The organism is Methylobacterium frigidaeris, from assembly GCF_022179185.1.
Taxonomy (GTDB): Bacteria; Pseudomonadota; Alphaproteobacteria; order Rhizobiales; family Beijerinckiaceae; genus Methylobacterium; species Methylobacterium frigidaeris.
Genome location: NZ_BPQJ01000005.1, coordinates 196,529 through 220,715, shown reverse-complemented (window position 1 = coordinate 220,715; position 24,187 = coordinate 196,529). Strand labels below are relative to the sequence as shown.

The window sequence follows — 24,187 nt, the reverse complement described above, 5'->3', positions numbered from 1 at the left end:
CGACTCGCGCGATGTCCGGCCGGCGCCCGGTCCTGATCACCGGCGGCGCCGGCTTCATCGGCGCCAACCTCGCCGACGCCCTGGCGGCGGAGGGGCGGGACGTCCTCGTCTACGACGCCCTGCTGCGCCCTGGCGTCGCGGGCAACCTCGCCTGGCTGAAGGAGCGCCACCCCGAGCGGATCTCCGCCGTGATCGCGGATGTGCGCGACGCGGGCTCCCTCGCGGCGGCGGCCTCGGAGGCGTCGGCGGTGATCCACCTCGCCGCCCAGGTCGCCGTGACGACGAGCCTCGCCGACCCGGTGGCGGATTTCGCCGTCAATCTCGGCGGGACGCTGACCCTGCTCGAGGCCCTGCGCCGGCGCCCGGACCCGCCGCCCCTGGTCTTCGCCTCGACCAACAAGGTCTATGGCGACCTCGCCGACCTGACCTTCCGGCGGGTGGGCAACGCCTACGCGCCGGAAGACCAAGCCATCCTGGCCCACGGCATCGGCGAGGACCGGCCCCTCGATTTCCACACGCCCTATGGCTGCTCGAAGGGCGGGGCCGACCAGTACGTGCTCGACTACGCCCGCAGCTTCGGCGTGCCGACCTGCGTGCTGCGGATGAGCTGCATCTACGGCCCGCGCCAGATGGGCACCGAGGACCAGGGCTGGGTCGCCCATTTCCTGATCCGGGCGCTGGAGCACCGGCGGATCACGGTCTACGGCGACGGCTGCCAGGTGCGCGACGTGCTCGATGTCGGCGACGCGGTCGCGGCCTACCGGGCGGCGCTCGCACGGATCGGGCAGGTGAAGGGCCGGGCCTACAATCTCGGCGGCGGGCCGGCGAACGCGGTGTCGCTGCGCCAGGTGCTCTCGGCCATCGAGGCGATCGTCGGCCATCCCCTCGATCTGGGCTTCGAGGAATGGCGCGCCGGCGACCAGCGCTACTACGTCTCCGACACCCGCCGCGCCGCCGCCGATCTCGACCTGGCCGCGCCGCTGCCCTGGCGCCAGGGGCTGACACGCCTGGCGGCATGGCTCGCCGAGAGCCGGGGCCTGCACCTGGAGCCCCAGGCGGTGCCGGCCTGAGGCACGCGCGAGAGGCGATTTGGTTCCCGTCGCGAGCCTGCGGCGACGGCATGGTAGATGTCGCGCCATGCGCCTGTGGCATGACGGACGTCCTATTGGTATCAATCGCTTAACCGCGCCTAAGCGAAAAGCCCTTGTCGTCCGGAGCGGCCCTGCCACATCCTCAATAGTCGCCACCAGTATCTGCGATGCCCGTTCCCGGTTCAGGACAGCCGCTTTGAGAATCGCCCTCGTCAACCCGACCTGGAGCTTCGAGAACAGCATCTACTTCGGGTGCCGTTCCCCGCACCTCCCCATCGAACTCGGGGCCTGCAAGGTGCTGCTGGAGCGGGCGGGCCACGAGGTCCTGATGCTGGACGGGGCCCTGGACGCACTCTCGCTCTCAGGCTTGGCCGACCGGGTGGCGGACTTCGCCCCCACCATGACGGTGGTGACCACCGCCCCGACCTACCTGTTCTGGCGCTGCGCCCAGCCCGAATTGCGGGTGCCCCGCGCCTTCCTCGACGCATTGGGGGATCGCGGCGGCCGCACCGTAGCGGTGGGCCCGCACGGCTCGGTCACGCCGGAGACGACGCTCGCCAAGCTCGCCTGCGACATCGTGGTGCGAGGCGAGTGCGAGGAGGTGGTGACGCGCCTCGCCGAGGGCGGCCTCGCCCGGCTCGACGCCGTGCCGGCCCTGGCCTTCCGCGATGGGGCTGAGACGGTCGTCACCGGCGGTCCCGCGGCGACCACCTTCGTCGATCTGCCGGCCCTGTCCTGGCCAGACGCCTGGGTGGCGCGGCACCACCACCACCACCACCGCTTCGACCGGACGCCGGAGGGGCCGGGCGCCGAGGTCGAGGCCTCGCGCGGCTGCCCTTATTCCTGCACCTTTTGCGCCAAGATCGACTTCCGGGACAAATACCGGCGGCGCGCGCTGCCGGCCATCCTGGAGGAGGTCGACCGGTTGATCGGGCAAGGAGCGACCTACCTCTACTTCATCGACGAGATCTTCCTGCCGCAGAAGCCGCTGCTGGAGGCGCTCGCCGCCCGCAAGGTGGAGTTCGGGGTGCAGACGCGGATCGACCTGTGGAAGCCCGACATGCTCGACCTCCTCGGGCAAGCGGGCTGCGTCTCGATCGAGGCCGGCGTCGAGAGCCTGACGGAGGCCGGCCGCGCCCTCCTCGACAAGAATTGCCGCGCCTCGACCGACGACCTCGCCGAGCGCCTGATCCATGCCCGCCGCTCGGTGCCGTTCGTCCAGGCGAACCTGATCAAGGTTGCGGGCGACGATCCGGAGCTCGTCGCCGCCTGGCGCGACCGCCTGCGCGCCGCCGGCGTCTGGGCCAACGATCCCGTGCCGCTCTACCCCTACCCGTCCTCGCCCGACTATCGCCGCCTCTGGGGCGAGCCGGACGGCGAGGCCTGGGAGCGGGCGCATGCCCATTACCTCGGCCAGTTCGACCGCTTCAGCGACATCCAAGAGGAGCGGCCGGCCCCGTTGCGCGAGTTGGAGGCGGCATGCTGCCCAGCCTGACGGTCCCGGCCGGACGCCCCCTCCCCTACCGGGGGGCGCCGGCCCTCAACCTGTTCATGACCGTCGATGCGGTCGGCGGCGTCTGGCAATACGGGCTCGACCTCGCGGAGGAGCTGACCCGCCAGGGCGTCGGCGTCACCCTGGCGGTGCTGGGACCTGAGCCGAGCCAGGACCAGCTCCGTGCCGCCCGCGCCATCCGCGGCCTCGCCCTGTGCCCGCTCGGGGCGAGCCTCGACTGGACCGCCCTCACCCCCGGCGAGGTCGAGGCCGCCGCCGCCATGGTCGCCCGCGAGGCCGAGCGGGCCGGCGCCGACCTGATCCACCTCAACAGCCCGGCGCTCGCCGCGATCGCCGAATTCTGCGCCCCCGTGGTGGCGGTGGCGCATTCCTGCGTGGCGACCTGGTGGGCGGCGATGCGCCCCGGCCCCCTGCCGCCGGACCTCGCCTGGCGGGCGAGCCTGGTGGCGGAAGGCTATCGCCGGGTCGACGCGCTCTTGAGCCCCACCCGCGCCTTCGCGGAGGCGACCGCCGCGGCCTACGGGATCGCCCCGCCCCGCGTGGTGCCGAACGGCCGGCGCAGCGCCGCGGCCCGCGGCCACCGCACCCCGGCGGGCGCCGCGGCCTCGCCCTTCGCCTTCACCGCCGGCCGGCTGTGGGACGAGGGCAAGAACGCCCGCGCCCTCGACCGGGCGGCCGCCCGGATGCAGCTGCCGCTCCTCGCCGCCGGCGACCTCAAGGGCCCGAACGCGGCGCAGTTCACCCCTGAGCACCTGCGGCCGCTGGGCCGCCTGAGCGACCAGGACGTGGCACGCTGGCTCGCCGGTGCCCCGATCTACGCCTCCGCCGCCCGCTACGAGCCCTTCGGCCTCGGCGTGCTGGAGGCCGCGAGCGCCGGTTGCGCCCTGGTGCTCTCCGACATCCCGACCTTCCGCGAATTGTGGGACGAGGCCGCGATCTTCATCGCGCCCGACGACGATGCGGGCTTCGCCCACGCCATCGAGATGGTGGCGGCCGATCCCGCCATCCGGGCGCGCCTCGGCACCGAGGCGCGGGCCCGGGCCGAGGCCTTCACGGTCGAGGCGATGACAGCCGGCGTGCTCGACGTCTACCGGGCCGTGCTCGAGGCTCAGCCCCTGCGGGCCGGGGTGCCGGCGTGAGGATCGTCGCCTTCACCCATTCCCTGCGCTCATGCTGGAACCACGGTAACGCCCATTTCCTGCGCGGCGTGCTGCGCGAGCTGCAGGCTCTCGGCCACAGCGTCGCGGCCCATGAGCCGGAGGGCGCCTGGAGCGTCGAGAACCTCGTCCGCGATCACGGCGAAGCGGGCCTCACCTCCTCCCTCGCGCCTTACCCGGAGCTGAAAGCCACGATCGATCCGCCGGGCTTCGGCTTGGACGCCTGCTCCTTGGACGCAGCGCTCGATGGGGCCGACCTCGTGCTGGTGCACGAGTGGAACGAGCCGGCCCTCGTCGCCCGGATCGGTGCGGCGCGGCGCGATGGCGGCCGGTTCACGCTGCTCTTCCACGACACCCACCACCGGGCGGTGAGCGAGCCCGACGCAATGCGGGCCTACGACCTCTCGGGGTACGACGGCGTGCTCGCCTTCGGCGAGACGCTGGCCGAGGTCTATCGCGGCTGGGGCTGGGGGAACCGCGTCTTCGTCTGGCACGAGGCCGCCGACACCCGCCTGTTCCATCCGCCGGAGGTGGACGGCCCCCGCGAGGGGCTGGTCTGGATCGGCAATTGGGGGGACGGCGAGCGCAGCGCCGAGCTGGAGCACTTCCTGTTCGGGCCCGCTCAGAGGGCGGGCCTCCCCCTCGACATCTGGGGTGTGCGCTATCCCGACGAGGCCCTGGCAACGCTGCAACGTCACGCCGCGCGCTACCGCGGCTGGCTGCCCAATTCCCGCGCTCCGGAGGTCTTCGCCCGCCACCTCGCCACCGTACACGTGCCGCGGCGCTTCTACGTCGAGGCCCTGCCGGGCATCCCGACGATCCGGGTCTTCGAGGCCCTGGCCTGCGGTATCCCCCTGGTCTCGGCACCCTGGCGCGACAGCGAGGGCTTGTTCACCCCTGGCCGCGACTTCCTGGTCGCGCCGGATGGGCCTGCGATGGAGCGCCATCTGCGCGAGCTCGCGCAGGACCGGGCCCTGCGCGCGGCGCTCGCTGAGCAAGGCCTGCGAACGATCCGGGCGCGCCACACCTGCGCGCATCGGGCGGCGGAGCTGTTGGCGGTGGCGGGAACGATGAGCAGCGGGGCGGCGTGACGCCCCGGGCGTCAGTACTGCACGAACTCGCCGAGACGTCCCGCGAGGCGGTAGGCGCGCTCGCGGGAGAGGCCGCGCAGGATCACCCGGGAATCGCTGTAGAGCGTGAAGGTGCCGTCCGCGTCGGCCTGGATCCGAATACCCTCGTGCATGGCCTGACGCTCTCCCGTGTCGCTGCGGCATCCGTTCGGGATGCGGGAGGAAACGCGCAGCGACGCGCCAGGATACCGAGCCCGACTACATTTTTTTAAGCATCGACGTTTTTCGGCGTCGGACCCGTGAAAAACGATCCTTCTGCCGGAACCTTCACCGTTGGTAGAATCTTTCTCGTGACCCGCTGCCAAGCGGGTGAGCCTGCCGCTCCGGCGGGCCGGCTCCCGTCGTCAGGCGCGGGGCCGTGCAAGAGGAGACACCAAAGATGAAGAAGACTCTGGGCCTCGCGGCGGCGGCCGTTCTCGGCTGCCTCACCTTCGGCATCGGCGCGGCGTCCGCCGCCCCGGCGAGCCCCGCCGGCCTGCAGGCCGCCCCCATGGTCGAGCAGGTGCAGATGACCCGCGGCGAGCGCCGGATGATGCGCCATCACCGGATGCACCGGCACATGATGCACCGTCGCCATATGATGCACCGGCGGCACATGATGCACCGTCGCATGCACCGCATGTGAGGGGTCACGCTCCGCCCGGCCCGAGGTTCGTCCCCGACGGCCGGGCGGAGCGTCTCGTCAGAACGGCCGGTTGGCCAGGGCCGGTTTGCCGGCCAGGATCCGCTCGTCGACCTGGCGGACGTCGCGCAGGCCGCACATCGCCATCGTGACGTCGAGCTCCTTGCGGATGATGTCGAGGCACTGGGTCACGCCCGCCTCGCCGCCGGCCCCCAGCCCGTACAGGAAGGCGCGGCCGATGAAGACGCCGTGGGCGCCGAGCGCCAGCGCCTTGATGACGTCTTGCCCTGAGCGGATGCCGCCATCCATCAGCACCTCGATCCGGTCGCCCACCGTCTCGACGATGGAGGGCAGGGCCGCGATCGACGAGATCGCGCCGTCGAGCTGACGGCCGCCGTGGTTGGAGACGATCAGCGCCTCGGCGCCGCTCTGGGCGGCCAGCTCCGCATCCTCCGGATCGAGGATGCCCTTCAGGATCAGCTTGCCGCCCCAGCGGTCGCGGATGCGCTTGACGTCGTCCCAGTTGAGCCGGGGATCGAACTGCTCGGCCGTCCAGGACGAGAGCGAGCGCAGGTCGCCGACCCCCTGCGCGTGCCCGACGATGTTGCGGAAGGTGCGCCGCTGCGTGCGCAGCATGTTGAGGCACCAGCGCGGCTTCGTCGCCAGGTTGATGATGTTGGGGATCGTCATCCGGGGCGGGGTCGAGAGGCCGTTCTTCACGTCCTTGTGGCGCTGGCCCAGGATCTGGAGATCGAGGGTGAGCACCAGGGCCGAGCACTGCGCCGCCTTGGCCCGGTCGATCAGCCGGTCGATGAAGTCCCGGTCGCGCATCACGTAGAGCTGGAACCAGAACGGCGCGTCGGTGTTCTCCGCCACGTCCTCGATCGAGCAGATGCTCATGGTCGACAGCGTGAAGGGAACGCCGGCCTTGGCGGCGGCGCGCGCGGCGAGGATCTCGCCGTCGGCGTGCTGCATCCCCGTCAGGCCGGTGGGAGCGAGCGCCACCGGCATGCTCACTGGCAGGCCGACCATGGTGCTGGCGAGCGTGCGGTTCGTCATGTCGACCGCGACGCGCTGGCGCAGCTTGATCTGCGCGAAATCGTCCTCGTTCGCCCGGTAGGTGCCCTCCGAGTACGAGCCGGAATCGGCGTAGTCGTAGAACATCCGCGGCACCCGCCGCTCGGCGAGCACGCGCAGGTCCTCGATGCAGGTGACGGGCCCGCTCGTGAAGAACCGCGACGTCCAGGACGGCGGCCGCGACGAGGGCATTCGGGTGGCGTGCATGGCGTCTCGCTCGTGCGTCTCTTACTCCCCGCGCGGGACACCGCTCGTCCGGCGCGCAGGTTTTTGTCTCAAGCCCGCACGGGATACAATCAACCGTCCGGGTCTGACCATCGTTTTTGCCGTGCTCCCGGCGCGGCCCGGCACCGCGCCGGAAGCCGTCAGGGCGAGACCTCCTCCCGCGGCGTGGCGCTGAGCTCGGCCCAGTCCAGTTCCTCCTCGAGGCGCAGATAGGCGTCGTCGCCGATCTCGTCGCGCTCGCGCAGATCCAGGATGACGGCGCGGGCGGCCTCGACGGCGCGACGGCGCAGCCCATCGGCGGGCAGGCTCGCCGGGGCGAGGCCCTCGTCGTGGGCCTCCGCCTCGCGCAAGACCGCGTCGAATTCCCGCCGCAGGGCCTCGGCATGGGGCGAGCGGTCATCGGCTAGGCTGTCGCGGGCCGCCCGGTAGGCCGCGGCGCGGGCGCGGCCGATCTCGATGCCGACGGGATCGTCGTCGCCGAGCGAGAACCAGGCGAGCAGCGGGCGCAGGGTGAGGCCCTGGATTACCAGCGTGCCGAGCACGACGCAGAACGCCGTCAGCACCACGAGGTCGCGGTGCGGGAAGTCGCCCGGCAACGCCAGCGCGAGCGCGATCGTGACGACGCCGCGCATGCCGCACCAGGCCACCGTGGTGCCGGAGCGCAGGCCGATCGGGGCAGGCCAGAATAGCCTGGACCGTGCCGGGCCGGCGAGACGGTGCCAGAGCCGGGCCGCCGCCCGGGCACCGAGCACCCAGGCGAGCCGCACCACGACGGTGGTGCCGAACACCGCCGCGGCGACGAGCGCGTAGTGGCTGCGCTCGGCCGGGCTCAATCCCTCGAGGATCGGGCCGATCTGCAGGCCGATCACCACGAAGGCGAGCACGTTGAGCACGAACACCGCCGTCTCCCAGACGGTGTTGGAGGTGACCCGCAGGTGGGCCGGCATGGTCTGGGGCGAGAGCCGCGACACGGTGAGGCCGAAGCTCACCACCGTCAGCACGCCCGAGACCTCGACCCGCTCGGCGGCGATCCAGAGGCCGAAGGTGGCAACGAATTGCAGCACCACGGCGCTCGGCGGATCGGTGACCCGGCGCATCAGCCGGACGTAGAGCATCGCCAGGACCGGCCCGGCGACGAGCCCGCCGACGACGCCGATCAGGAAGGTCGGGGCGACCTCGGCGACCGAGAACGATCCCGTTGCCACCGCGCCGAGGGCCAGGCGGTAGATCAGCAGCGACGAGGCGTCGTTGAACAGGCTCTCGCCCTTGAGGATGGTGACGAGGCGGTGGGGCAGCCGGACATGGGCCAGCACCGAGAGCGCCGCCACCGCGTCCGGCGGCGCCACGATGGCGCCGAGCACGATGCCGGCGGCGAGCGGCATGTCGGGCACGAGCCAGCGCGCCACCAGGGCCACCGCCACCGTCGTGACCCCGACCGCGCCGACGACGAGGCCGGCGACGGGCATCCAGTTGCGCTTGAGGTCGCGCAGGCTGGTGTCGTAGGCGGCGTCGAGCAGGACCGGGGCGAGGAAGAGCGCCAGCGCCAGATCGGGATCGAGGCCCGGACGCGGCACCTGCGGCACGAAGGTGAGCGCGACCCCGCCGATGGCGAGGAAGGCCGGGAACGGCGCCCCGAGGCGCCGCGCCACCCCGGCGAGCAGGACCGCGACGACGAGCACGCCCGCGATCCATTCGAAGATCAGCATCACCCCTCCGAGTCTGAAGGAGGGTCAACGCGCGCGGGGCGTCCGGGGTTTGGGTGGGGCGGGAAAGAGAGGGCCCGGCTCGGCCGCCGGTCTCAGGCGCGGCGGCTCGAAGCTCTGTCGCGCGAGGCGCGGCCGGCGGCCTGAAGCTCGGCGATCTGAAGCTCGGCGACTTGGCCCGGGCGGAGGATGCGCCCGTCGGCGAGGATGATCCAGGCGCTCCCAGCCTCGACCGAACGGGCCGCCGCCACCGCCTCGCGCAGGATCGTGGTCACCGGCTCGTCGGGGCCGCGTCCCGGCCAGACGACGAGTTGCGCCGGAGAGGTCCAGTCGATCGGGTCCGTGTCGCTCATGGGGCAAGCACCACCACCCCATTGCGGCTGGGCCGGGGCGGTTTCGTTGCCCCGCGGTGTCGCTGGCTCAGGCGGCGTTGGTTGCGGAGGTCAGCCGCTCCATCAGGCTGCGCTCGTAGGCCACGAGCTCGCGGCCGACCTTCAGCGCGCGGTGATACTGCTTGTTCGCGAGCTCGTCCTGGATCGCCACCAGGTAGGGCGCGCTGGTCGGGATGCTGCGCAGGATCTCGAGCGATTGCCGCACCAGGAGGTCGTCGGCCTCGATCGGATGGTCGGCGAGGTAGATTAGCTGGAGCGTGACGCACAGGCGCTTGCACGCGGTGTCGGCGCCGCTCTCCGGGATGATCTCGCTCTCGCGCAGGAACTTGCACGTGTTCTCGATCAGCAGGTTGGTCGAGCGCTCGCCGTTGCGGAGCGCCGCACCGTTGATGATCAGGCGCTCGAACGGCTTCAGGTGGATGCGCAGGGGCATGGGCGTCTGTCCGTTTAGGCTTTAGCGAAGGGTGCGCCTTCCGAGTCTGGTTGCATCCTGCACGTCATCCCGACGGGCCGGCGGGAGACCGTGCCGCCCCGCCCCGGTCCGGCGCCCCGCCGCGGCACGCGGGCGGCACGACCGGAGCCACCCCATCCGGAGATGGAAGCGGCCGGCGGGCCTGCCCTCGAGGCGGGGCGTGGGAGGGGGAATGGGTGAACATGCGCCCGACGCTAGGGCCCGGACGATTAAGAATTCACTGTACCGAAACCCGAAACAACTGCCCCGGCAATAGATTTATCCAACATTAACCATAACAGGACGGACCCGGTCAGCGGAACCGTTAGGCTTAAGGAAGACGAAAGGCCCGCACGGCGATGGTGACGGCGTCGTCAAAAAGACGCCCCGCCCGACGATCAAAAAGGTCGCCACCATGTCCGACATCACCCTCTCGGCCGCCACCCGCCAGAACCTCCTGTCGCTCCAGGACACGGCCGACCTGCTCTCCACGACGCAGACGCGCCTCGCGACCGGCAAGAAGGTCAACAGCGCCCTCGACAGCCCGGTGAACTACTTCACCGCCCAGAACCTGAATTCGCGGTCGTCGTCCCTGACCTACCTGCTCGACGGGGTGTCGAACGGCATCCAGACCATCCAGGCCGCCAATACCGGCATCACCAAGCTGCGCGGCCTGACCGACCAGCTCAAGGCCGTCGCCCAGCAGGCGCTCTCGGCCTCCAACGCCTTCTCGGCCAAGGCCAGCATCGCTTCGACGGGCCTGTCGGGCGCCACTGCCAACAACCTCCTCTCCGTCGGCGCCACCACTGCCGTCGCCGAGAACCAAGTCGGCACGTCCGGCCCGGCCGTCGCCCGGGTCTTGACTACTACCGTCAGCGTCGCCGACCAGAACGCCATCCAGACCAACTTCTTCACCGCAGCGTCGTCGAGCAAGACGGTCACGATCGACGGCGTCGGCGTCACCCTGACCAAGGGCATCGACGACACCACGCAGGCGTCCTTCGTCGCCGCCATCAACACCCAGCTCAAGGCCGCCGGCTCGTCGGTCACCGCGGCTGTCAGCGGCAACTTCATTGCCTTCACCGGCACCGCAGACGGGGGCACCTTCTCGCTCGGCACCGACACGCAGTCGGCCGCGCTGTTCGGCGCCACGCCCACCGTCACCACCGCCGGCACGTTCCTGCCGACCGCGACCTCGCTCGCCACCGGCGCTGGCTTCAACGTCGGCGACAACTTCACCGTCAACGGCCAGATCGTTTCGGTGGCTCGCGCCGACACCCTGGCATCGCTCGCCCAGAAGGTGAGCACGGCTACGAACGGCACGGTCAGCGCCACCTACGACGCCGCCGCCCGCAAGTTCAGCTTCACGGCGGCGGACTCGGCGACCGGCATCGTGCTCGGCGACGGCAGCACCTCGACCGCCAGGATCTCGAACCTCGGCTTCTCGCTCATCAAGAGCTACGGCGCCGGCCAGGGCTCTACGGTCGCGACGGCCGGTACCCCCCCGACCCAGACCTTCACCAAGAGCGCGCTGGACAGCAAGTCGATCTCCGTGAAGGTGCAGGGCGGCAACTCGGTCACCCTGAGCTTCGGCACGGCTGCGGGCCAGATCTCGACGCTCAACCAGCTCAACGCCGCCCTGGCCCCGGCCAACGCGATGGCGAGCATCGACAGCACGACCGGCGCGCTCAAGATCAGCACCACCAACGAGTCGGGCGCCGACAACCTGACCGTATTGGCGAGCGGCACCGGCAACCCGTTCAGCACCAGCACGTCGAGCGCGATCATCGGCGGCGACGGCGCCAACACCCGCAACGGCCTGGTGAACACCTACAACGGCCTTCTGAGCCAGATCGACCAGATGGCGGCGGATTCGGGCTTCAACGGCACGAACCTGCTGGCTGGCGACACCGTCAACGTCAGCTTCAACGAGCGGGGCACCTCCTCGCTGAAGATTTCCGGCACGGCCGTGACGGCATCAGGGCTCAACCTGGTCGCAGTCGGCCAGACCGACTTCCAGGACAGCAACTCGATCAACGCCGTGATCGCCACGATCAACAGCGCCAACACCGCGCTGCAGAGCCAGGCCTCGACCCTGGGTGCGAACCTGGCGGTGGTGCAGAACCGGCAGGACTTCACCAAACAGATGATCAACGTGCTCGATACGGGCGCGGCGAACCTGACGAATGCGGACCTGAACGAGGAGGCGGCGAACTCGCAGGCTCTCTCGACCCGCAACTCGCTCGGCATCTCGGCCCTGTCGCTCGCCAACCAAGCCCAGCAGGGCATCCTCCAGCTCCTGCGCGGCTGATCGCGCAGGCGGAACAGGCGCAGGCTCGCCGTCTCTCGTGTGAGAGGCGGGGAGCCTGCGCCTTTCGCGCATCCCGTACGGCCTCTCTACGACGGGCCACGTGACATGCGGCCTATTCCATCACGCCGTAAGGTGCCGATTTTAAACCCCCAGGGGACGCGTATGATGCGCGTCTCCTGGGGGTTTCTTGTTGTACCAGAGCCTATTTGAATCGTCCCATCCATTATTCATTGCAGACACTGCCATCTCTCCTCGTCATCCCGGGGCTCGACGAAGTCGAGAACCCGGGATCCATAAACGCTGGCGCGCCAGGACAGAGCGGCCAGCGCTCCGGGCCATTGAGCATCGCCAGCGTTTATGGATCCCGGGTTCCGCTACGCGGCCCCGGGATGGCAATCGAGAATTTCAATTCCGCCGGACCACCCGAACAGGCCCCGAAAATCTCTGCGAATGCATCCTCCGGCGACTGGGTCTCGGCGGGTCGTAATGGATGCCGCGGAGCCTGATTTTGCAGAACCGGCAGCCGGATCAGCCCGCAATCGGAGCGGCGACGCTTGCCGTGGGCATTGCAGCGGCATTCTTCCCGTAACAGCTCGTACCCGACGGGTCCTCGAACAGCGCGAACCATTGCCATCCTGGCGTTCGATCCACATAGGCCATCGGCTCTCAATCCGCGCGTGAATCATGGTGACCGCCGCATTAAGGTAAATCGATCAGTGAAGGCGGGCATGATCATTAAGGTTCTGAAAGTCATGACCTCCGGATCCAGGGGAACGAAAGCCTTTTCAGCTTTGCGGTAAGGACCGGGCAAGGGCGAGGGGGCAATCTGATCATGCCTTCAAAACACGAAGGTCTCCCGATCAATAGGATCGACAAATGTCTTCCGGCATCACCCTCTCGGCCGCCACCCGCCAGAACCTCCTGTCGCTCCAGGGCACGGCCGACCTGCTCTCGACCACGCAGACCCGCCTCGCGACCGGCAAGAAGGTCAACAGCGCCCTCGACAGCCCGAGCAACTACTTCACCGCCCAGGGTCTGTCCTCGCGCTCGTCGGCCCTCAGCAACCTGCTCGACGGGGTGTCGAACGGCATCCAGACCATCCAGGCCGCCAATACCGGCCTGACCAAGCTGCAGGGCCTGACTGACCAGCTCAAGTCCGTCGCCCAGCAGGCCCTCTCGGCCTCCAACGCCTTCTCGGCCAAGGCCAGCATCGCCTCGACCGCCCTGTCGGGCGCCACTGCCAACAACCTCCTCTCCGTCGGCGCCACCACTGCCGTCGCCGAGAACCAAGTCGGCACGTCCGGCCCGGCCGTCGCCCGGGTCTTGACTACTACCGTCAGCGTCGCCGACCAGAACGCCATCCAGACCAACTTCTTCACCGCAGCGTCGTCGAGCAAGACGGTCACGATCGACGGCGTCGGCGTCACCCTGACCAAGGGCATCGACGACACCACGCAGGCGTCCTTCGTCGCCGCCATCAACACCCAGCTCAAGGCCGCCGGCTCGTCGGTCACCGCGGCTGTCAGCGGCAACTTCATTGCCTTCACCGGCACCGCAGACGGGGGCACCTTCTCGCTCGGCACCGACACGCAGTCGGCCGCGCTGTTCGGCGCCACGCCCACCGTCACCACCGCCGGCACGTTCCTGCCGACCGCGACCTCGCTCGCCACCGGCGCTGGCTTCAACGTCGGCGACACGTTCACCGTCAACGGCCAGGGCGTGACCGTGGGCCGCTCCGACACCCTGAGCTCGCTCGCCCAGAAGGTGAGCACGGCTACGAACGGCACGGTCAGCGCCACCTACGACGCCACAGCCCGCAAGTTCAGCTTCACGGCGGCGGACTCGGCGACCGGCATCGTGCTCGGCGACGGCAGCACCTCGACCGCCAAGGTGTCTAACCTCGGCTTCTCGCTCATCAAGAGCTACGGCGCCGGCCAGGGCTCTACGGTCGCGACGGCCGGTACCCCCCCGACCCAGACCTTCACCAAGAGCGCCCTGGACAGCAAGTCGATCACCGTCAAGGTGGCCAGCGGAAACTCGGTCAGCCTGAGCTTCGGCACGGCTGCGGGCCAGATCTCGACGCTCAACCAGCTCAACGCCGCCCTGGCCCCGGCCAACGCGATGGCGAGCATCGACAGCACCACCGGCGCGCTCAAGATCACCACCACCAACGAGTCGGGTGCCGACAACCTGACCGTCTCGGCGAGCGGCGCCGGCAACCCGTTCAGCACTAGCACGTCGAGCGCGATCATCAGCGGTGACGGCGCCAACACCCGCAACAACCTGGTGAGCACCTACAACAACCTGCTCGGCCAGATCGACCAGATGGCGGCGGATTCGGGCTTCAACGGCACGAACCTGCTGGCCGGCGACACCGTCAACGTCAGCTTCAACGAGAAGGGCACCTCCTCGCTGAAGATCTCCGGCACGCAGGTCTCGGCCTCGCTGCTCGGCATGGTCGCGGTCGGCCAGACCGACTTCCAGGACAGCAACTCGATCAACGCCGTGATCTCGAACATCAACAGCGCGTCGAGCCAGCTGAAGAACCAGGCCTCGACCCTGGGCGCCAACCTGGCGGTGGTGCAGAACCGGCAGGACTTCACCAAGCAGATGATCAACGTGCTCGATGCGGGCGCGGCGAACCTGACGAATGCGGACCTGAACGAGGAGGCGGCGAACTCGCAGGCTCTCTCGACCCGCAACTCGCTCGGCATCTCGGCCCTGTCGCTCGCCAACCAGTCGCAGCAGGGCATCCTCCAGCTCCTGCGCTGATCGGCACTTAGAGCCTCACCAAAGAAGCGGCCGGGGCTCACGCCCCGGCCGTTCCCGTTTGGGGGCGCCGCTCAGGCGAGGGCCGCCAGCCCCTCCGGCCGCTTCACCTCGATCTCCACGAAGGCGATCGGGTGGTCGGAGCCGTTCTGGACGTCGTGGCGGATGCCGGCCGGGCGGCGGTAGGATTGGCCGTGGGCGAGCGGCACCTCGGTCACCTGGGTGCCGTCGTGGATCCGCAGAGTGCCGGCGGTGATCATCACCACGAAGTAGGGCCAGCCGTGCTCGTGCCAGCCGGTGACGGCGCCGGGGGAGAAGTCCCAGCGGGTGATGCGCACCGTGTCATCGTCGTGCTGGACGGTCGGGACCGCGGGAATCGTGCAGGCGAAGGCCATGGGACGATCCCCTATCGGGCGGATTCGAAGCCGGCGAGAACCGCCATGAGGTTCTCGCCCAGCAGGTCCGAGAGGTAGCCGCCCTCCTGCACCAGCACAGTCGGCAGGTTCAGGCGGGCCAAAGCCGCGCCGATGCGGCGAAAGCCCTCCGTCGTGATGGCGAGCCCGGCGAGCGGATCGTGCTCCGAGGCGTCGAGGCCGAGCGCCACCACCAGCGCCGTCGGGGCGAAGGCCTGGACCGTGCGGCTCGCCACGCCCTCCAGCACCGTCAGGTAATCGTCGTCGCCGGTGCCGAGCGGCAGCGGCAGGTTGAGGTTGGCGCCGATCCCCTCCCCCTCCCCGCGCTCGTGGGCGTAGCCCCAGACGAACGGGTAGAAGCCGCGCGGATCGGCGTGGAGCGAGACGGTGAGCACGCTCGGATCGCGGTAGAAGATCCCTTGCGTGCCGTTGCCGTGATGCACGTCGACGTCGAGCACCGCGACCCGGGCGTGGCGCTGGCGGAGGTGAGCGGCGGCGACCGCGCTGTTGTTGAAGTAGCAATGGCCCCCGGCCCGGTCGCGATAGGCGTGGTGGCCGGGCGGGCGGCAGAGGGCGTAGGCCGCGTCCTCGCCGTCGAGCACCAGTTGCGCCGCGCTCGCCGCGACATCCGTCGCCGCTGAGGCCGCCGCATAGGTGCCCGGGCCGATCGGGCAGGCGGTGTCGACGGTGTGCCAGCCGAGCCGGCCGACGATGTGGGTCGGGTAGGTCGCGGCCTCCCGCACCGGGTGGATGTTGGCGATCATCTCAGATCCGTGGTCGGGCAGGGCCTCCCAGGCCTCCCAGGCCTCCGCCATGAAGGCGAGGTAATCGGGGCTGTGCACCCGGGCCCGGGCGCCCGCGCCGTGGGCTTGCGGCGCCACCACCGCGTGGTTCCCGGCCCTCAATCCGGCGAGCAGCCGGTCGGCCCGCTCGGGCTGGTCGGCGGCGGGCTTCACCTGGCCGCGCACCAGGAAGAACTTCGGGTCGTGGCGGCGATGGTCCTCGGAATGGACGGCCTTCATGGGATCTCCGACGTCATGAGGTGGGAGCGAGGCTTTCGCCTCAGGGGTTGGGGGCGAGGCTCTGCACCAGCCGGACGACCTCGCGGCGGGCGACGCCGAGATGGTGGTCGACATGGGCGACGATCCGCTCCGGGTGGCCGGCCTCGATGGCCTCCAGCACCGGCTCGTGCGTGCGGGCGATTTCCCCCGGATCGTCGTAGAGCCGGCCGATCAGCCCGATCACGATCCGCAATTCCGAGGCCAGCCCGTCGAACAGGCGCAGCAGGCGGCCGTTGCCGGCGGCCTCGCAGATCAGGCGGTGGAACTGGTAGTCGGCCTCGACGATGGCCGCCGGGTCGTCGCGCCGGGCGAGGTCCCGCATCAGGTCGAGCTGGCGGCGCAGGCCGTCCCGCGCCGCCGGGGTCAGGCGGCGGGCCGCCTCGACGGCGGCGTGGCGCTCGACGCAAAGGCGCAGGTCATAGAGCTCGTCGACCTCCTGCGCGGAGAGCTCGCGGACGAAGAAGCCGCGCCGCGGCGAGGCCTTGAGCAGGCCCTGGCTCTCGAGGAGACGCGCCGCCTCCCGCACCGGCGCCCGGCTGATGCCGAGTTCGCGGGCGACCGCCGCCTCCGCCACCTTGGCGCCGGGAGCGAGTCGCCCGTGCACGATCGCATCGGTGAGCCGGCGCGCGACCTGGCGCACGAGATCGCTCTCGGCCAGCACCGGCAACCCGACGGGTGGGGACATCGCGCGCATCGCACCTCCGTGGCTGCAATGTGCAATACGTAGGCGTCGATTGTCGACACTTTCAGCTTGATCGTGGCGCAGGGCCGGGTCAGTCTAGGCTCATGCCGGGTGATGTTGTGATCCGTCCGTCTCGGCATCCGGCCGTCGGCGTGCGAGTATTCGCGCCGCGCCGTCCATACACGCCAAATCGCCCGGTACCCGGGCAAGTCGTCGCGGCGCACCCCGTCGCCGAATGAGTCCGTGAGGAGGTCCGATGTCGTCATCCGCTCATCCGCACGCCGACGAGGTGGCGCAGCGCATCCGCGTCGACCTTGCGGCAGCCTACCGGCTGATCCACCGCCTCGGACTCGACGACAGCATCTACACCCACATCTCGGCCCGGCTGCCGGGCCCTGAGCACCGCTTCCTGATCAATCCTTACGGCCTGCGCTTCGAGGAGGTGAAGGCCGGCAACCTCGTCACCGTCGACCTCGAGGGGCGCGTCGTCGACGACCCGTGCGGGCTGGGCATCAACCCGGCGGGCTTCACCATCCACAGCGCGGTCCACGCCGCCCGGGAGGACGCGCTGTGCGTGCTGCACACCCATACGGTGGCGGGCGTCGCCGTCTCGTGCCAGGAAGAGGGGCTGCTGCCGCTCAACCAGTGGTCGATGCAGTTCCACGGCCGCCTCGCCTACCACGACTATGAGGGGATCGCCCTCGACCTCGACGAGCGCGAGCGCCTGGTAGCCGATCTCGGCGACAAACCCGTGATGGTCCTGCGCAACCACGGCATGCTGACCTGCGGCCGCTCGGTCGCCGAGGCGTTCAAGCTGATGCACAACCTGGAGCGCTCCTGCCGCGCCCAGCTCGCGCTGCAAGCCGCCGGCGCCCCGCTGATCCGCCCCTCCGCGGCGGTCGCGACCAAGACCGCCGGCCAGTACGCGTCGTTCTACGACAAGATGGAGACGGGAAAGCTGCCCGACACCGAGTGGGACGCCTTCAAGCGCATGCTGGAGCGCAGCGACCCGGATTACAAGGAATAGGACAATAAAAGTCACCCGCTGCAAAGTTGAGCGCGGGATCCCCTCGCCCGTGTGGGAGAGGGTAGGGGCGATCGAAGATCGTGCGAGGGTGACACGCCGCAGTGTCAATTACTGGGCGTCGTGCTGATATCGGAACGGTTCGCACCAGGCTCAGAACCGCGGCACCCTCACCCCTAACCTCTCTCCCACACGGAAGAGGGGATGGTGCTTGTATTTGCGACGCCGCGACAGGGATATGAGGGGAACTCGACCAATGCTCAAGACGCTCATGGCCGGCACCGTGCTCTCCCTGGCGCTCGCCGGCACGGCCCTCGCGCAGGGCACGCCGAAGCCCGGCGGCACCGCCAACGCGGTGATCCAGCCCGAGCCGCCCGGCCTGATGCTGGCGATGGTGCAGAACGGCCCGACCCAGATGGTGGCCGGCAACATCTACGAGGGCCTGCTGCGCTACGACTTAGCCCTCAAGCCCCTGCCCGGCCTCGCCGAGAGCTGGAGCATGGGCGACGACGGCAAGACCTACACCTTCAAGCTGGTCAAGAACGCCACCTGGCACGACGGCAAGCCGTTCACCGCCGACGACGTGATCTTCTCGGTCGAACTCCTGCGCCAGACCCATGCCCGGGCCCGCGGCAACCTCGCCCGGGTGGCGAGCGTGACCGCGCCCGATCCGTACACGGTGGTGTTCACACTCTCCGAACCGTTCGGGCCGTTCCTCGGCATCTTCGAGGTCGGCTCGCTGCCGATGGTGCCGAAGCACATCTATGCCGGCACCGACTACAAGACCAACCCGGCCAACAACACGCCGATCGGCACCGGCCCCTACATGTTCAAGGAGTGGAAGAAGGGCTCCTACATCCGGCTGGTGAAGAACCCGAACTATCACGTCGCCGGCAAGCCCTATCTCGACGAGATCTACTGGCACGTGATCCCCGACGCCGCGGCCCGGGCGGTGGCGTTCGAGACCGGCAAGGTCGACATCCTGCCCGGCGGCTCGGTCGAGAACTTCGACGTGCCGCGCCTGTCGAAGATCAAGGGCGCCTGCTCGACGACCAATGGGTGGGAGTTCTTCAGCCCGCATTCCTGGCTCTGGCTCAACAACCGCAAGGGCCCGACCGCCAACAAGGCGTTCCGTCAGGCGGTGTCCTACGCCCTCGACCGGGATTTCGCCCGCGACGTGGTGTGGAACGGGCTGGGCAAACCGGCGACCGGCGCCTTCTCCTCCACCGTGCGCTACTACGACCCGAAAGCCGCGAAGTACTCCTTCGATACCGCCAAGGCCAAGGCCCTGCTGAAGGAGGCCGGCTACAAGGGCGAGACCGTGCGCCTGCTGCCGCTGCCCTACGGCGAGACCTGGCAGCGCTGGGCCGAGGCCGTGAAGCAGAACCTCGAGGATGCCGGCATCAAGGTCGAGCTGGTCGCCACCGACGTCGCCGGCTGGAACCAGAAGACCTCCGAGTGGGACTACGACATCGCCTTCACGTATCTCTACCAGTACGGCGATCCGGCGCTGGGGGTCGGGCGCAACTACGTCTCGTCGCAGATCGCCAAGGGCTCGCCGTTCAACAACGTCGAGGGCTATTCCAACCCGAGCGTCGACGAGGCCTTCGCGGCAGGCGCGGTCGCGGTCGGCGACGACAAGCGCCGGCCGATCTACGAGGCGGTGCAGAAGACCCTGGTCGAGGACGCGCCGGTGGCCTGGCTCCTGGAATTGCAATTCCCGACCATCACCCGCTGCAAGGTCCACGACCTCGTCACCACCGGCATCGGGGTCAATGACGGCTTCCGCGATGCTTGGATCGACCGCTGAAGGCTCTTGGATTGATCGCTGAAGGCTCTTGGTTCGAGCGCTGAGGGATAAAGCATGCTGGGCTTCGTCGCGCGGCGGATCGCGAAGGGCATCGTGGTGCTCCTCGCCATCGTGGTCCTGAACTTCTTCCTGATCCGCCTCGCTCCCGGCGACCCGGCCCTGGTGATGGCCGGCGAGGCGGGGGCCGGCGACGAGGCCTTCATCGCGCAGCTGCGGGAGAAGTTCGCCCTCGACCAGCCGCTGCCGAGCCAGCTCGGCGCGTACTTGCGCAGCATCGCCGGGCTCGATCTCGGCTACTCGGTGCGCCAGCAGATGCCGGTGGCGACGCTGATCGGCGAGCGGCTGCCGGCGACCCTGCTCCTCACCGGCAGCGCCTTCGTCGTCTCGCTCTCGCTCGGCGTGCTGCTCGGGTCGCTCGCCGCGCGGCGGGCCGGGACGCTCGCCGATACCACGATCACCGGGCTCGCCCTGCTGTTCTACGCCACGCCGCTGTTCTGGGTGTCGCTGATGGCGATCATCCTGTTCTCGGTCAGGCTCGAATGGCTGCCGAGCTTCGGCTTCGAGACCGTGGGCGCCGGCTATACCGGCCTCGCCCGCGCCCTCGACATCGCCCATCACCTCGTGCTGCCGGCCCTCACCCTCGGGCTGTTCTTCATGGCGGTCTACGTGCGGATGACCCGCTCGTCGATGCTCGAGGTCTCGCGCCTCGACTTCGTCAAGACCGCCCGGGCCAAGGGCCTGACCGAGGGGGTGATCCAGCGCCGGCACATCCTGCGCAACGCGCTGCTGCCGGTGGTGACGCTGGCGGGCCTCCAGGCCGGCACCCTCGTCGGGGGCGCGGTGCTCACCGAGACGGTCTTCGCCTGGCCGGGGATCGGGCGCCTCATGTACGAGGCGCTGCTCCAGCGCGACTACAACCTCCTGCTCGGCGTCTTCGTGGTCTCCTCCGCGATGGTGCTGGTGTTCAACCTCGTCACCGACGTGGTCTACCGCGCGGTCGATCCCCGCATCGAGGTGGCGTGATGAGCAACGCCCTCCCCCTGGCCGCCCCGGCCCGCCCGCGCCGCCGCGGCCCGCTCGCCGCCTTCCTGCGCCATCCGGGCGCGGTGATCGGGCTCGTGATCCTGGCTCTGGTCGTCGCCGCGGCGCTCCTCGCGCCGGTCCTCTACCCGACCTCGCCCTGGCGCATGGTGCAGCGGCCCTTCGTGCCGCCCTTCACCCTGGAGCGGGTGCCGCTCGGCACCGACGCCCTCGGGCGCGACATCGCCGCCGGGCTGATGCACGGGGCCGGGGTCTCGCTGATCGTCGGCCTCGTCTCGACCCTCGCCGCCCTCCTGATCGGCGTGCCGCTCGGCGCGCTCGCCGGCTATCTCGGCGGCCGGGTCGACGACGCCCTGATGCGCTTCACCGAGCTTTTTCAGACCGTGCCGAGCTTCGCGCTCGCCATCGTGCTGGTGGCGATCCTCCAGCCCTCGCTCTCCTCGATGATCCTCGCCATCGCGCTGGTGAGCTGGCCGCCGGTGACCCGGCTGGTGCGGGGCGAGGTGCTGTCCCTGCGCTCGCGCGAATACGTCCAGGCGGCGATCGTGACCGGGCAGACCACCTTCACCATCCTGCGCCGGGAGGTTCTGCCCAACACCCTGTCGCCGATCGTGGTCCTGGCCTCGCTGATGGTGGCGACTGCGATCCTGCTCGAATCCTCGCTCTCGTTCCTCGGTCTCGGCGACCCCAACCGGATGTCCTGGGGCTTCATGGTCGGGGCCGGCCGCACGGTGATCCGGCAGGCCTGGTGGATCACCGCCTTCCCGGGGCTCGTGATCCTGCTCACCGTGCTCGCCCTCAACCTGATCGGCGAGGGGCTGAACGACGCCCTCAACCCGCGCCTGTCCCGGGAGCGCTGACGATGGATGCCGACACCCAGCGGGTCGCCGTCGCGGTCCGGAACTTGAGCCTCGCCCTCCCGGAGGGCGGCGACCGGGCGAACGCCGTCGACGGCGTGTCCTTCGATCTCGTGGCGGGCGAGATCCTGTGCCTCGTCGGCGAATCGGGCTCCGGCAAGTCGATGTGCGCCCACGCGCTGATGGGCCTGCTGCCGAAGGCGGTGCGCCCGGTCTCGGGCACAATCCGCCTCGGCGAGACCGACCTGCTCGCGCAGGACGACGCGGCCTGGCGCGACACCCGCGGCCGGCGGATCGCGATGGTCTTCCAGGAGCCGATGACGGCGCTCAACCCGCTGATGCGGATCGGCGACCAGATGGCCGAGGTGTTCGAGGCGCACGGCCAGCTGACCCCGAAGGAGCGCCGTGCCCGCGCGGTGGCGCTCGCCGGCGAGGTCGGGCTGCCGAACCCGGAGCAGATCGTCCGCTCCTACCCGCACCAGCTCTCCGGCGGGCAGCGCCAGCGGGCGATGATCGCGATGGCGCTGGCGCTGGAGCCCGCGGTGCTGGTGGCCGACGAGCCGACGACGGCGCTCGACGTCACGACGCAGGCGCAGATCCTCAAGCTGATCCGCGACCTCCAGCGCCGCCGCAACATGGCGGTGCTGTTCATCACCCACGATTTCGGGGTGGTCGCGGAGATCGCCGACCGGGTGCTGGTGCTCCGCCACGGAAAGGTGGTGGAGGAAGGACCGGCGAGCGCCGTGCTCGGCCGGCCGCAGGCGCCCTATACCCGCACGCTGCTCTCCGCCGTGCCGACCATGGACCCGCCGACCCGCCCTCCCCTGTCGGGCCCGAAGGCGGTCGAGGTGGTGGGCTTGCAGAAGACCTACGTCACCGGCGGCGGGCTGTGGCGGGCCAAGCGCCGCACCGCGGCGGCGCGGGACGTGGCCTTCGCGCTCCATCGCGGCGAGACGCTCGGCCTCGTCGGCGAATCGGGCTCGGGGAAATCCTCGGTCGCGCGCCTCGTCATGCGGCTGATCGAGCCCGATTCCGGCCGCGTGCGCCTCGGCGACACCGACCTGACGGGGCTCAAGGGCGAGGCCCTGCGCCAAGCCCGAAGCCGGATCCAGATGGTGTTCCAGGACCCCTTCGCCTCGCTCAACCCACGCCGCAGCGTCGGGCGCATCATCGCCGACGGGCCGGTGGCGCATGGGGTGCCGCTCTCCGAGGCGATGGAGCGGGCGCGCCGCCTCCTCGGCCTCGTCGGCCTCGACGAGAAGGCGCTGGAGCGCTTCCCGCACGAATTCTCCGGCGGCCAGCGCCAGCGCATCGGCATCGCCCGGGCGTTGGCGCTCGAACCCGAGGTGCTGGTCGCCGACGAGGCGGTCTCGGCCCTCGACGTCTCGGTCCAGGCCCAGGTGCTGGCCCTGCTCGAAGACCTGAAGGCGCGGCTCGGCCTCTCGATGCTGTTCATCACCCACGACCTGCGGGTGGCGGCCCAGATCTGCGACCGGATCGCGGTGATGCGCCAGGGCGAGATCGTCGAGCTCAAGACCGCGAGCGCGCTCTTTGCCAACCCCGAGCATCCCTATACCCGCGCGCTCCTCGACGCGGTGCCGGGCCGGGTGCGGCAGGCGGCCTGACGCTCCATGGATCGTCTGCCCTGCGTGCTGCTCAGCACCACCACCGACCTGCGCGGGCTGTTCGGCGCGGCTCTGGCCGCGATCGCCGACCGGGTCGAGATCCTCGACCATCCGGCCGAGGATCCGGAGCGAGTGCGCCTCGCCCTCGGCTGGCGCCCGCCCGCCGACGCGCTGCAGCGCTACCCCAACCTCGCGGCCCTCTGCTCGATCGCGGCGGGCGTCGACAACCTGCTGGCCTGCCCCGGCCGCCCGCCCGACCTGCCGGTGGTGCGGGTGGTCGATCCCGACCAGGCGCGGGCGATGTCGGGTTTCGTGCTCTGGCACGTCATCGGCCACCAGCGGCGCTTCCAGGCTTACGCGGAGAACCAGCGCGACCGGGTCTGGCGCCGCCTCTACCCGCGGGACGCGAGCGCGGTGCCGGTCGGTCTCCTCGGCTACGGGAAGATCGGCCGGCGGGTCGCGGCCGACCTCGCTGCCCTCGGCTTCCCGGTCAGGGCGTGGAGCCGCACGGCGCAAAACCCGGATCCCGGCGTCACCCACCATCACGGCCCGGACGGGCTCGCGGCGATGCTCGGCGAGAGCGAGGTTCTGGTGAACCTGCTGCCGCTGACGCCGGAGACGCGCGGCATTCTCGACGCCCGCCTTCTCTCCCGCCTGCGCCCGGGCGGATACCTGATCCAGGTCGGCCGCGGCGAGCACCTGGTCGAGGCCGACCTCCTCGCCTGCCTCGAATCGGGCCACCTCGCCGGCGCTGCCCTCGACGTGTTCGCCACCGAGCCGCTGCCACCCTCGCACCCGTTCTGGGACCGCCCGGCGATCCGGATCACCCCGCACGAGGCCTGCGAGGCGAGCCCGCAGGCCGTCGCCCGCACCCTGCTCGCCGCCGCGGAGGCCGTGCGCGAGGGACGAGTGCCGCCGGACACGGTGGATGCGGCGCGGGGCTACTGACGACGTACATCCAGCGGATTGCCGCGCCCCTTCCGCCGCGGCAGTCTCGCACCATGGACCGGGACCGGACCCGGCAGGAGGGCGAGCCATGGAATCCATCCATGCCCGCCCCGTCCTCTGACGGGGCAACGAGCGCGAGGATCCCCGCGAGCGCGGCGGATCGGCGTTCTGACGCGGCGCGGCGTGTCCGACCGTTGAGGTTCGTCCTCAGGTCGCTTCGGCGGCCCGGCCTCCACATCCCTCAGGGGGCATTCGATCATTGCCATGCGCGAACCGGGCGCCGAG

Annotated in this window: 21 protein-coding genes; 13 read left to right on the top strand and 8 right to left on the bottom strand. The window is 70.2% G+C overall.

The features are described 5' to 3' along the window. Positions 1 to 11: 11 nt before the first annotated feature. The 4 genes from MFF64_RS07665 (at position 12) to MFF64_RS07650 (ending at position 4,852) form a co-directional block, all read left to right on the top strand. The gene (locus MFF64_RS07665; RefSeq protein ID WP_238190290.1) at positions 12 to 1,070 is read left to right on the top strand and encodes an NAD-dependent epimerase/dehydratase family protein; all 1,059 of its coding nucleotides are present in this window, start codon (positions 12 to 14) and stop codon (positions 1,068 to 1,070) included. Positions 1,071 to 1,287: 217 nt separating this feature from the next. After that, positions 1,288 to 2,586 carry a TIGR04295 family B12-binding domain-containing radical SAM protein gene (locus tag MFF64_RS07660; RefSeq protein WP_099905499.1) on the top strand — a complete coding sequence of 433 codons (1,299 nt, stop codon included), beginning with the start codon at positions 1,288 to 1,290 and terminating at the stop codon, positions 2,584 to 2,586. After that, positions 2,571 to 3,743 carry a glycosyltransferase family 4 protein gene (locus MFF64_RS07655; protein ID WP_099905497.1) on the top strand — a complete coding sequence of 391 codons (1,173 nt, stop codon included), beginning with the start codon at positions 2,571 to 2,573 and terminating at the stop codon, positions 3,741 to 3,743. Before MFF64_RS07660 ends, MFF64_RS07655 begins: the two co-directional genes overlap by 16 nt. Further along, positions 3,740 to 4,852, top strand: a complete 1,113-nt coding sequence (locus MFF64_RS07650) for a CgeB family protein (protein WP_099905495.1) — start codon at positions 3,740 to 3,742, stop codon at positions 4,850 to 4,852. Before MFF64_RS07655 ends, MFF64_RS07650 begins: the two co-directional genes overlap by 4 nt. Positions 4,853 to 4,863: 11 nt before the next feature. Here the strand turns inward: MFF64_RS07650 and MFF64_RS07645 are convergent, their stop codons facing one another. Then, a complete protein-coding gene (locus MFF64_RS07645; protein ID WP_165795812.1) occupies positions 4,864 to 5,004 on the bottom strand; it encodes a hypothetical protein in 141 nt (46 codons plus the stop codon). A gap of 266 nt (positions 5,005 to 5,270) precedes the next feature. Here MFF64_RS07645 and MFF64_RS07640 point away from each other — a divergent pair, with 266 nt between their 5' ends. Continuing rightward, positions 5,271 to 5,516 carry a hypothetical protein gene (locus MFF64_RS07640; protein ID WP_099905493.1) on the top strand — a complete coding sequence of 82 codons (246 nt, stop codon included), beginning with the start codon at positions 5,271 to 5,273 and terminating at the stop codon, positions 5,514 to 5,516. Between the two features lie 57 nt (positions 5,517 to 5,573). Here the strand turns inward: MFF64_RS07640 and MFF64_RS07635 are convergent, their stop codons facing one another. The 4 genes from MFF64_RS07635 to MFF64_RS07620 form a co-directional block, all read right to left on the bottom strand. After that, positions 5,574 to 6,782 (bottom strand): alpha-hydroxy acid oxidase, encoded by a 1,209-nt coding sequence (locus MFF64_RS07635; RefSeq protein WP_238190344.1) that lies wholly within the window; start codon positions 6,780 to 6,782, stop codon positions 5,574 to 5,576. 173 nt (positions 6,783 to 6,955) lie between these two features. After that, positions 6,956 to 8,521 (bottom strand): cation:proton antiporter, encoded by a 1,566-nt coding sequence (locus MFF64_RS07630; protein WP_099899811.1) that lies wholly within the window; start codon positions 8,519 to 8,521, stop codon positions 6,956 to 6,958. A 92-nt stretch (positions 8,522 to 8,613) separates the two neighbouring features. Further along, positions 8,614 to 8,871 (bottom strand): hypothetical protein, encoded by a 258-nt coding sequence (locus MFF64_RS07625; RefSeq protein WP_207767872.1) that lies wholly within the window; start codon positions 8,869 to 8,871, stop codon positions 8,614 to 8,616. Positions 8,872 to 8,938: 67 nt separating this feature from the next. Further along, positions 8,939 to 9,343 carry a flagellar biosynthesis repressor FlbT gene (locus tag MFF64_RS07620; RefSeq protein ID WP_099899813.1) on the bottom strand — a complete coding sequence of 135 codons (405 nt, stop codon included), beginning with the start codon at positions 9,341 to 9,343 and terminating at the stop codon, positions 8,939 to 8,941. A 433-nt stretch (positions 9,344 to 9,776) separates the two neighbouring features. Here MFF64_RS07620 and MFF64_RS07615 point away from each other — a divergent pair, with 433 nt between their 5' ends. Then, positions 9,777 to 11,672 (top strand): flagellin N-terminal helical domain-containing protein, encoded by a 1,896-nt coding sequence (locus tag MFF64_RS07615; protein WP_238190288.1) that lies wholly within the window; start codon positions 9,777 to 9,779, stop codon positions 11,670 to 11,672. 876 nt (positions 11,673 to 12,548) lie between these two features. Next, positions 12,549 to 14,444, top strand: coding sequence for a flagellin N-terminal helical domain-containing protein (locus MFF64_RS07610; RefSeq protein WP_238190286.1), 1,896 nt, complete (start codon positions 12,549 to 12,551; stop codon positions 14,442 to 14,444). Between the two features lie 71 nt (positions 14,445 to 14,515). On the opposite strand, the gene MFF64_RS07605 is transcribed toward MFF64_RS07610, so the two are convergent. Genes MFF64_RS07605 through MFF64_RS07595 form a run of 3 tightly spaced genes read right to left on the bottom strand, consistent with a single transcriptional unit; the run spans position 14,516 to position 16,600 of the window. Next, on the bottom strand, positions 14,516 to 14,836 hold the full coding sequence (locus MFF64_RS07605) for a cupin domain-containing protein (protein ID WP_238190284.1): 321 nt from the start codon (positions 14,834 to 14,836) through the stop codon (positions 14,516 to 14,518). Positions 14,837 to 14,847: 11 nt separating this feature from the next. After that, entirely contained in the window at positions 14,848 to 15,876 is a 1,029-nt protein-coding gene (locus MFF64_RS07600) for a histone deacetylase family protein (protein WP_099899817.1), read from the bottom strand. Positions 15,877 to 15,916: 40 nt separating this feature from the next. Further along, positions 15,917 to 16,600: a GntR family transcriptional regulator gene (locus MFF64_RS07595; protein ID WP_238190282.1), complete on the bottom strand. Its 684-nt coding sequence runs from the start codon at positions 16,598 to 16,600 to the stop codon at positions 15,917 to 15,919. Between the two features lie 253 nt (positions 16,601 to 16,853). Between MFF64_RS07595 and MFF64_RS07590 the strand changes: the two genes are divergently transcribed. The 6 genes from MFF64_RS07590 (at position 16,854) to MFF64_RS07565 (ending at position 23,902) form a co-directional block, all read left to right on the top strand. Continuing rightward, complete coding sequence (locus MFF64_RS07590; RefSeq protein ID WP_099903952.1) at positions 16,854 to 17,624, top strand: class II aldolase/adducin family protein; 771 nt, start codon at positions 16,854 to 16,856, stop codon at positions 17,622 to 17,624. A gap of 253 nt (positions 17,625 to 17,877) precedes the next feature. Next, positions 17,878 to 19,431, top strand: a complete 1,554-nt coding sequence (locus MFF64_RS07585) for an ABC transporter substrate-binding protein (protein ID WP_099903950.1) — start codon at positions 17,878 to 17,880, stop codon at positions 19,429 to 19,431. A 54-nt stretch (positions 19,432 to 19,485) separates the two neighbouring features. After that, complete coding sequence (locus MFF64_RS07580; protein WP_099903948.1) at positions 19,486 to 20,454, top strand: ABC transporter permease; 969 nt, start codon at positions 19,486 to 19,488, stop codon at positions 20,452 to 20,454. Continuing rightward, the gene (locus MFF64_RS07575) at positions 20,454 to 21,332 is read left to right on the top strand and encodes an ABC transporter permease (RefSeq protein WP_238190279.1); all 879 of its coding nucleotides are present in this window, start codon (positions 20,454 to 20,456) and stop codon (positions 21,330 to 21,332) included. The genes MFF64_RS07580 and MFF64_RS07575 overlap by 1 nt, the downstream gene beginning before the upstream one ends. 2 nt (positions 21,333 to 21,334) lie before the next feature. Next, positions 21,335 to 22,954: an ABC transporter ATP-binding protein gene (locus MFF64_RS07570; protein ID WP_099902483.1), complete on the top strand. Its 1,620-nt coding sequence runs from the start codon at positions 21,335 to 21,337 to the stop codon at positions 22,952 to 22,954. A 6-nt stretch (positions 22,955 to 22,960) separates the two neighbouring features. Next, positions 22,961 to 23,902: a 2-hydroxyacid dehydrogenase gene (locus MFF64_RS07565; protein WP_238190277.1), complete on the top strand. Its 942-nt coding sequence runs from the start codon at positions 22,961 to 22,963 to the stop codon at positions 23,900 to 23,902. The last annotated feature ends 285 nt before the right edge of the window (positions 23,903 to 24,187 follow it).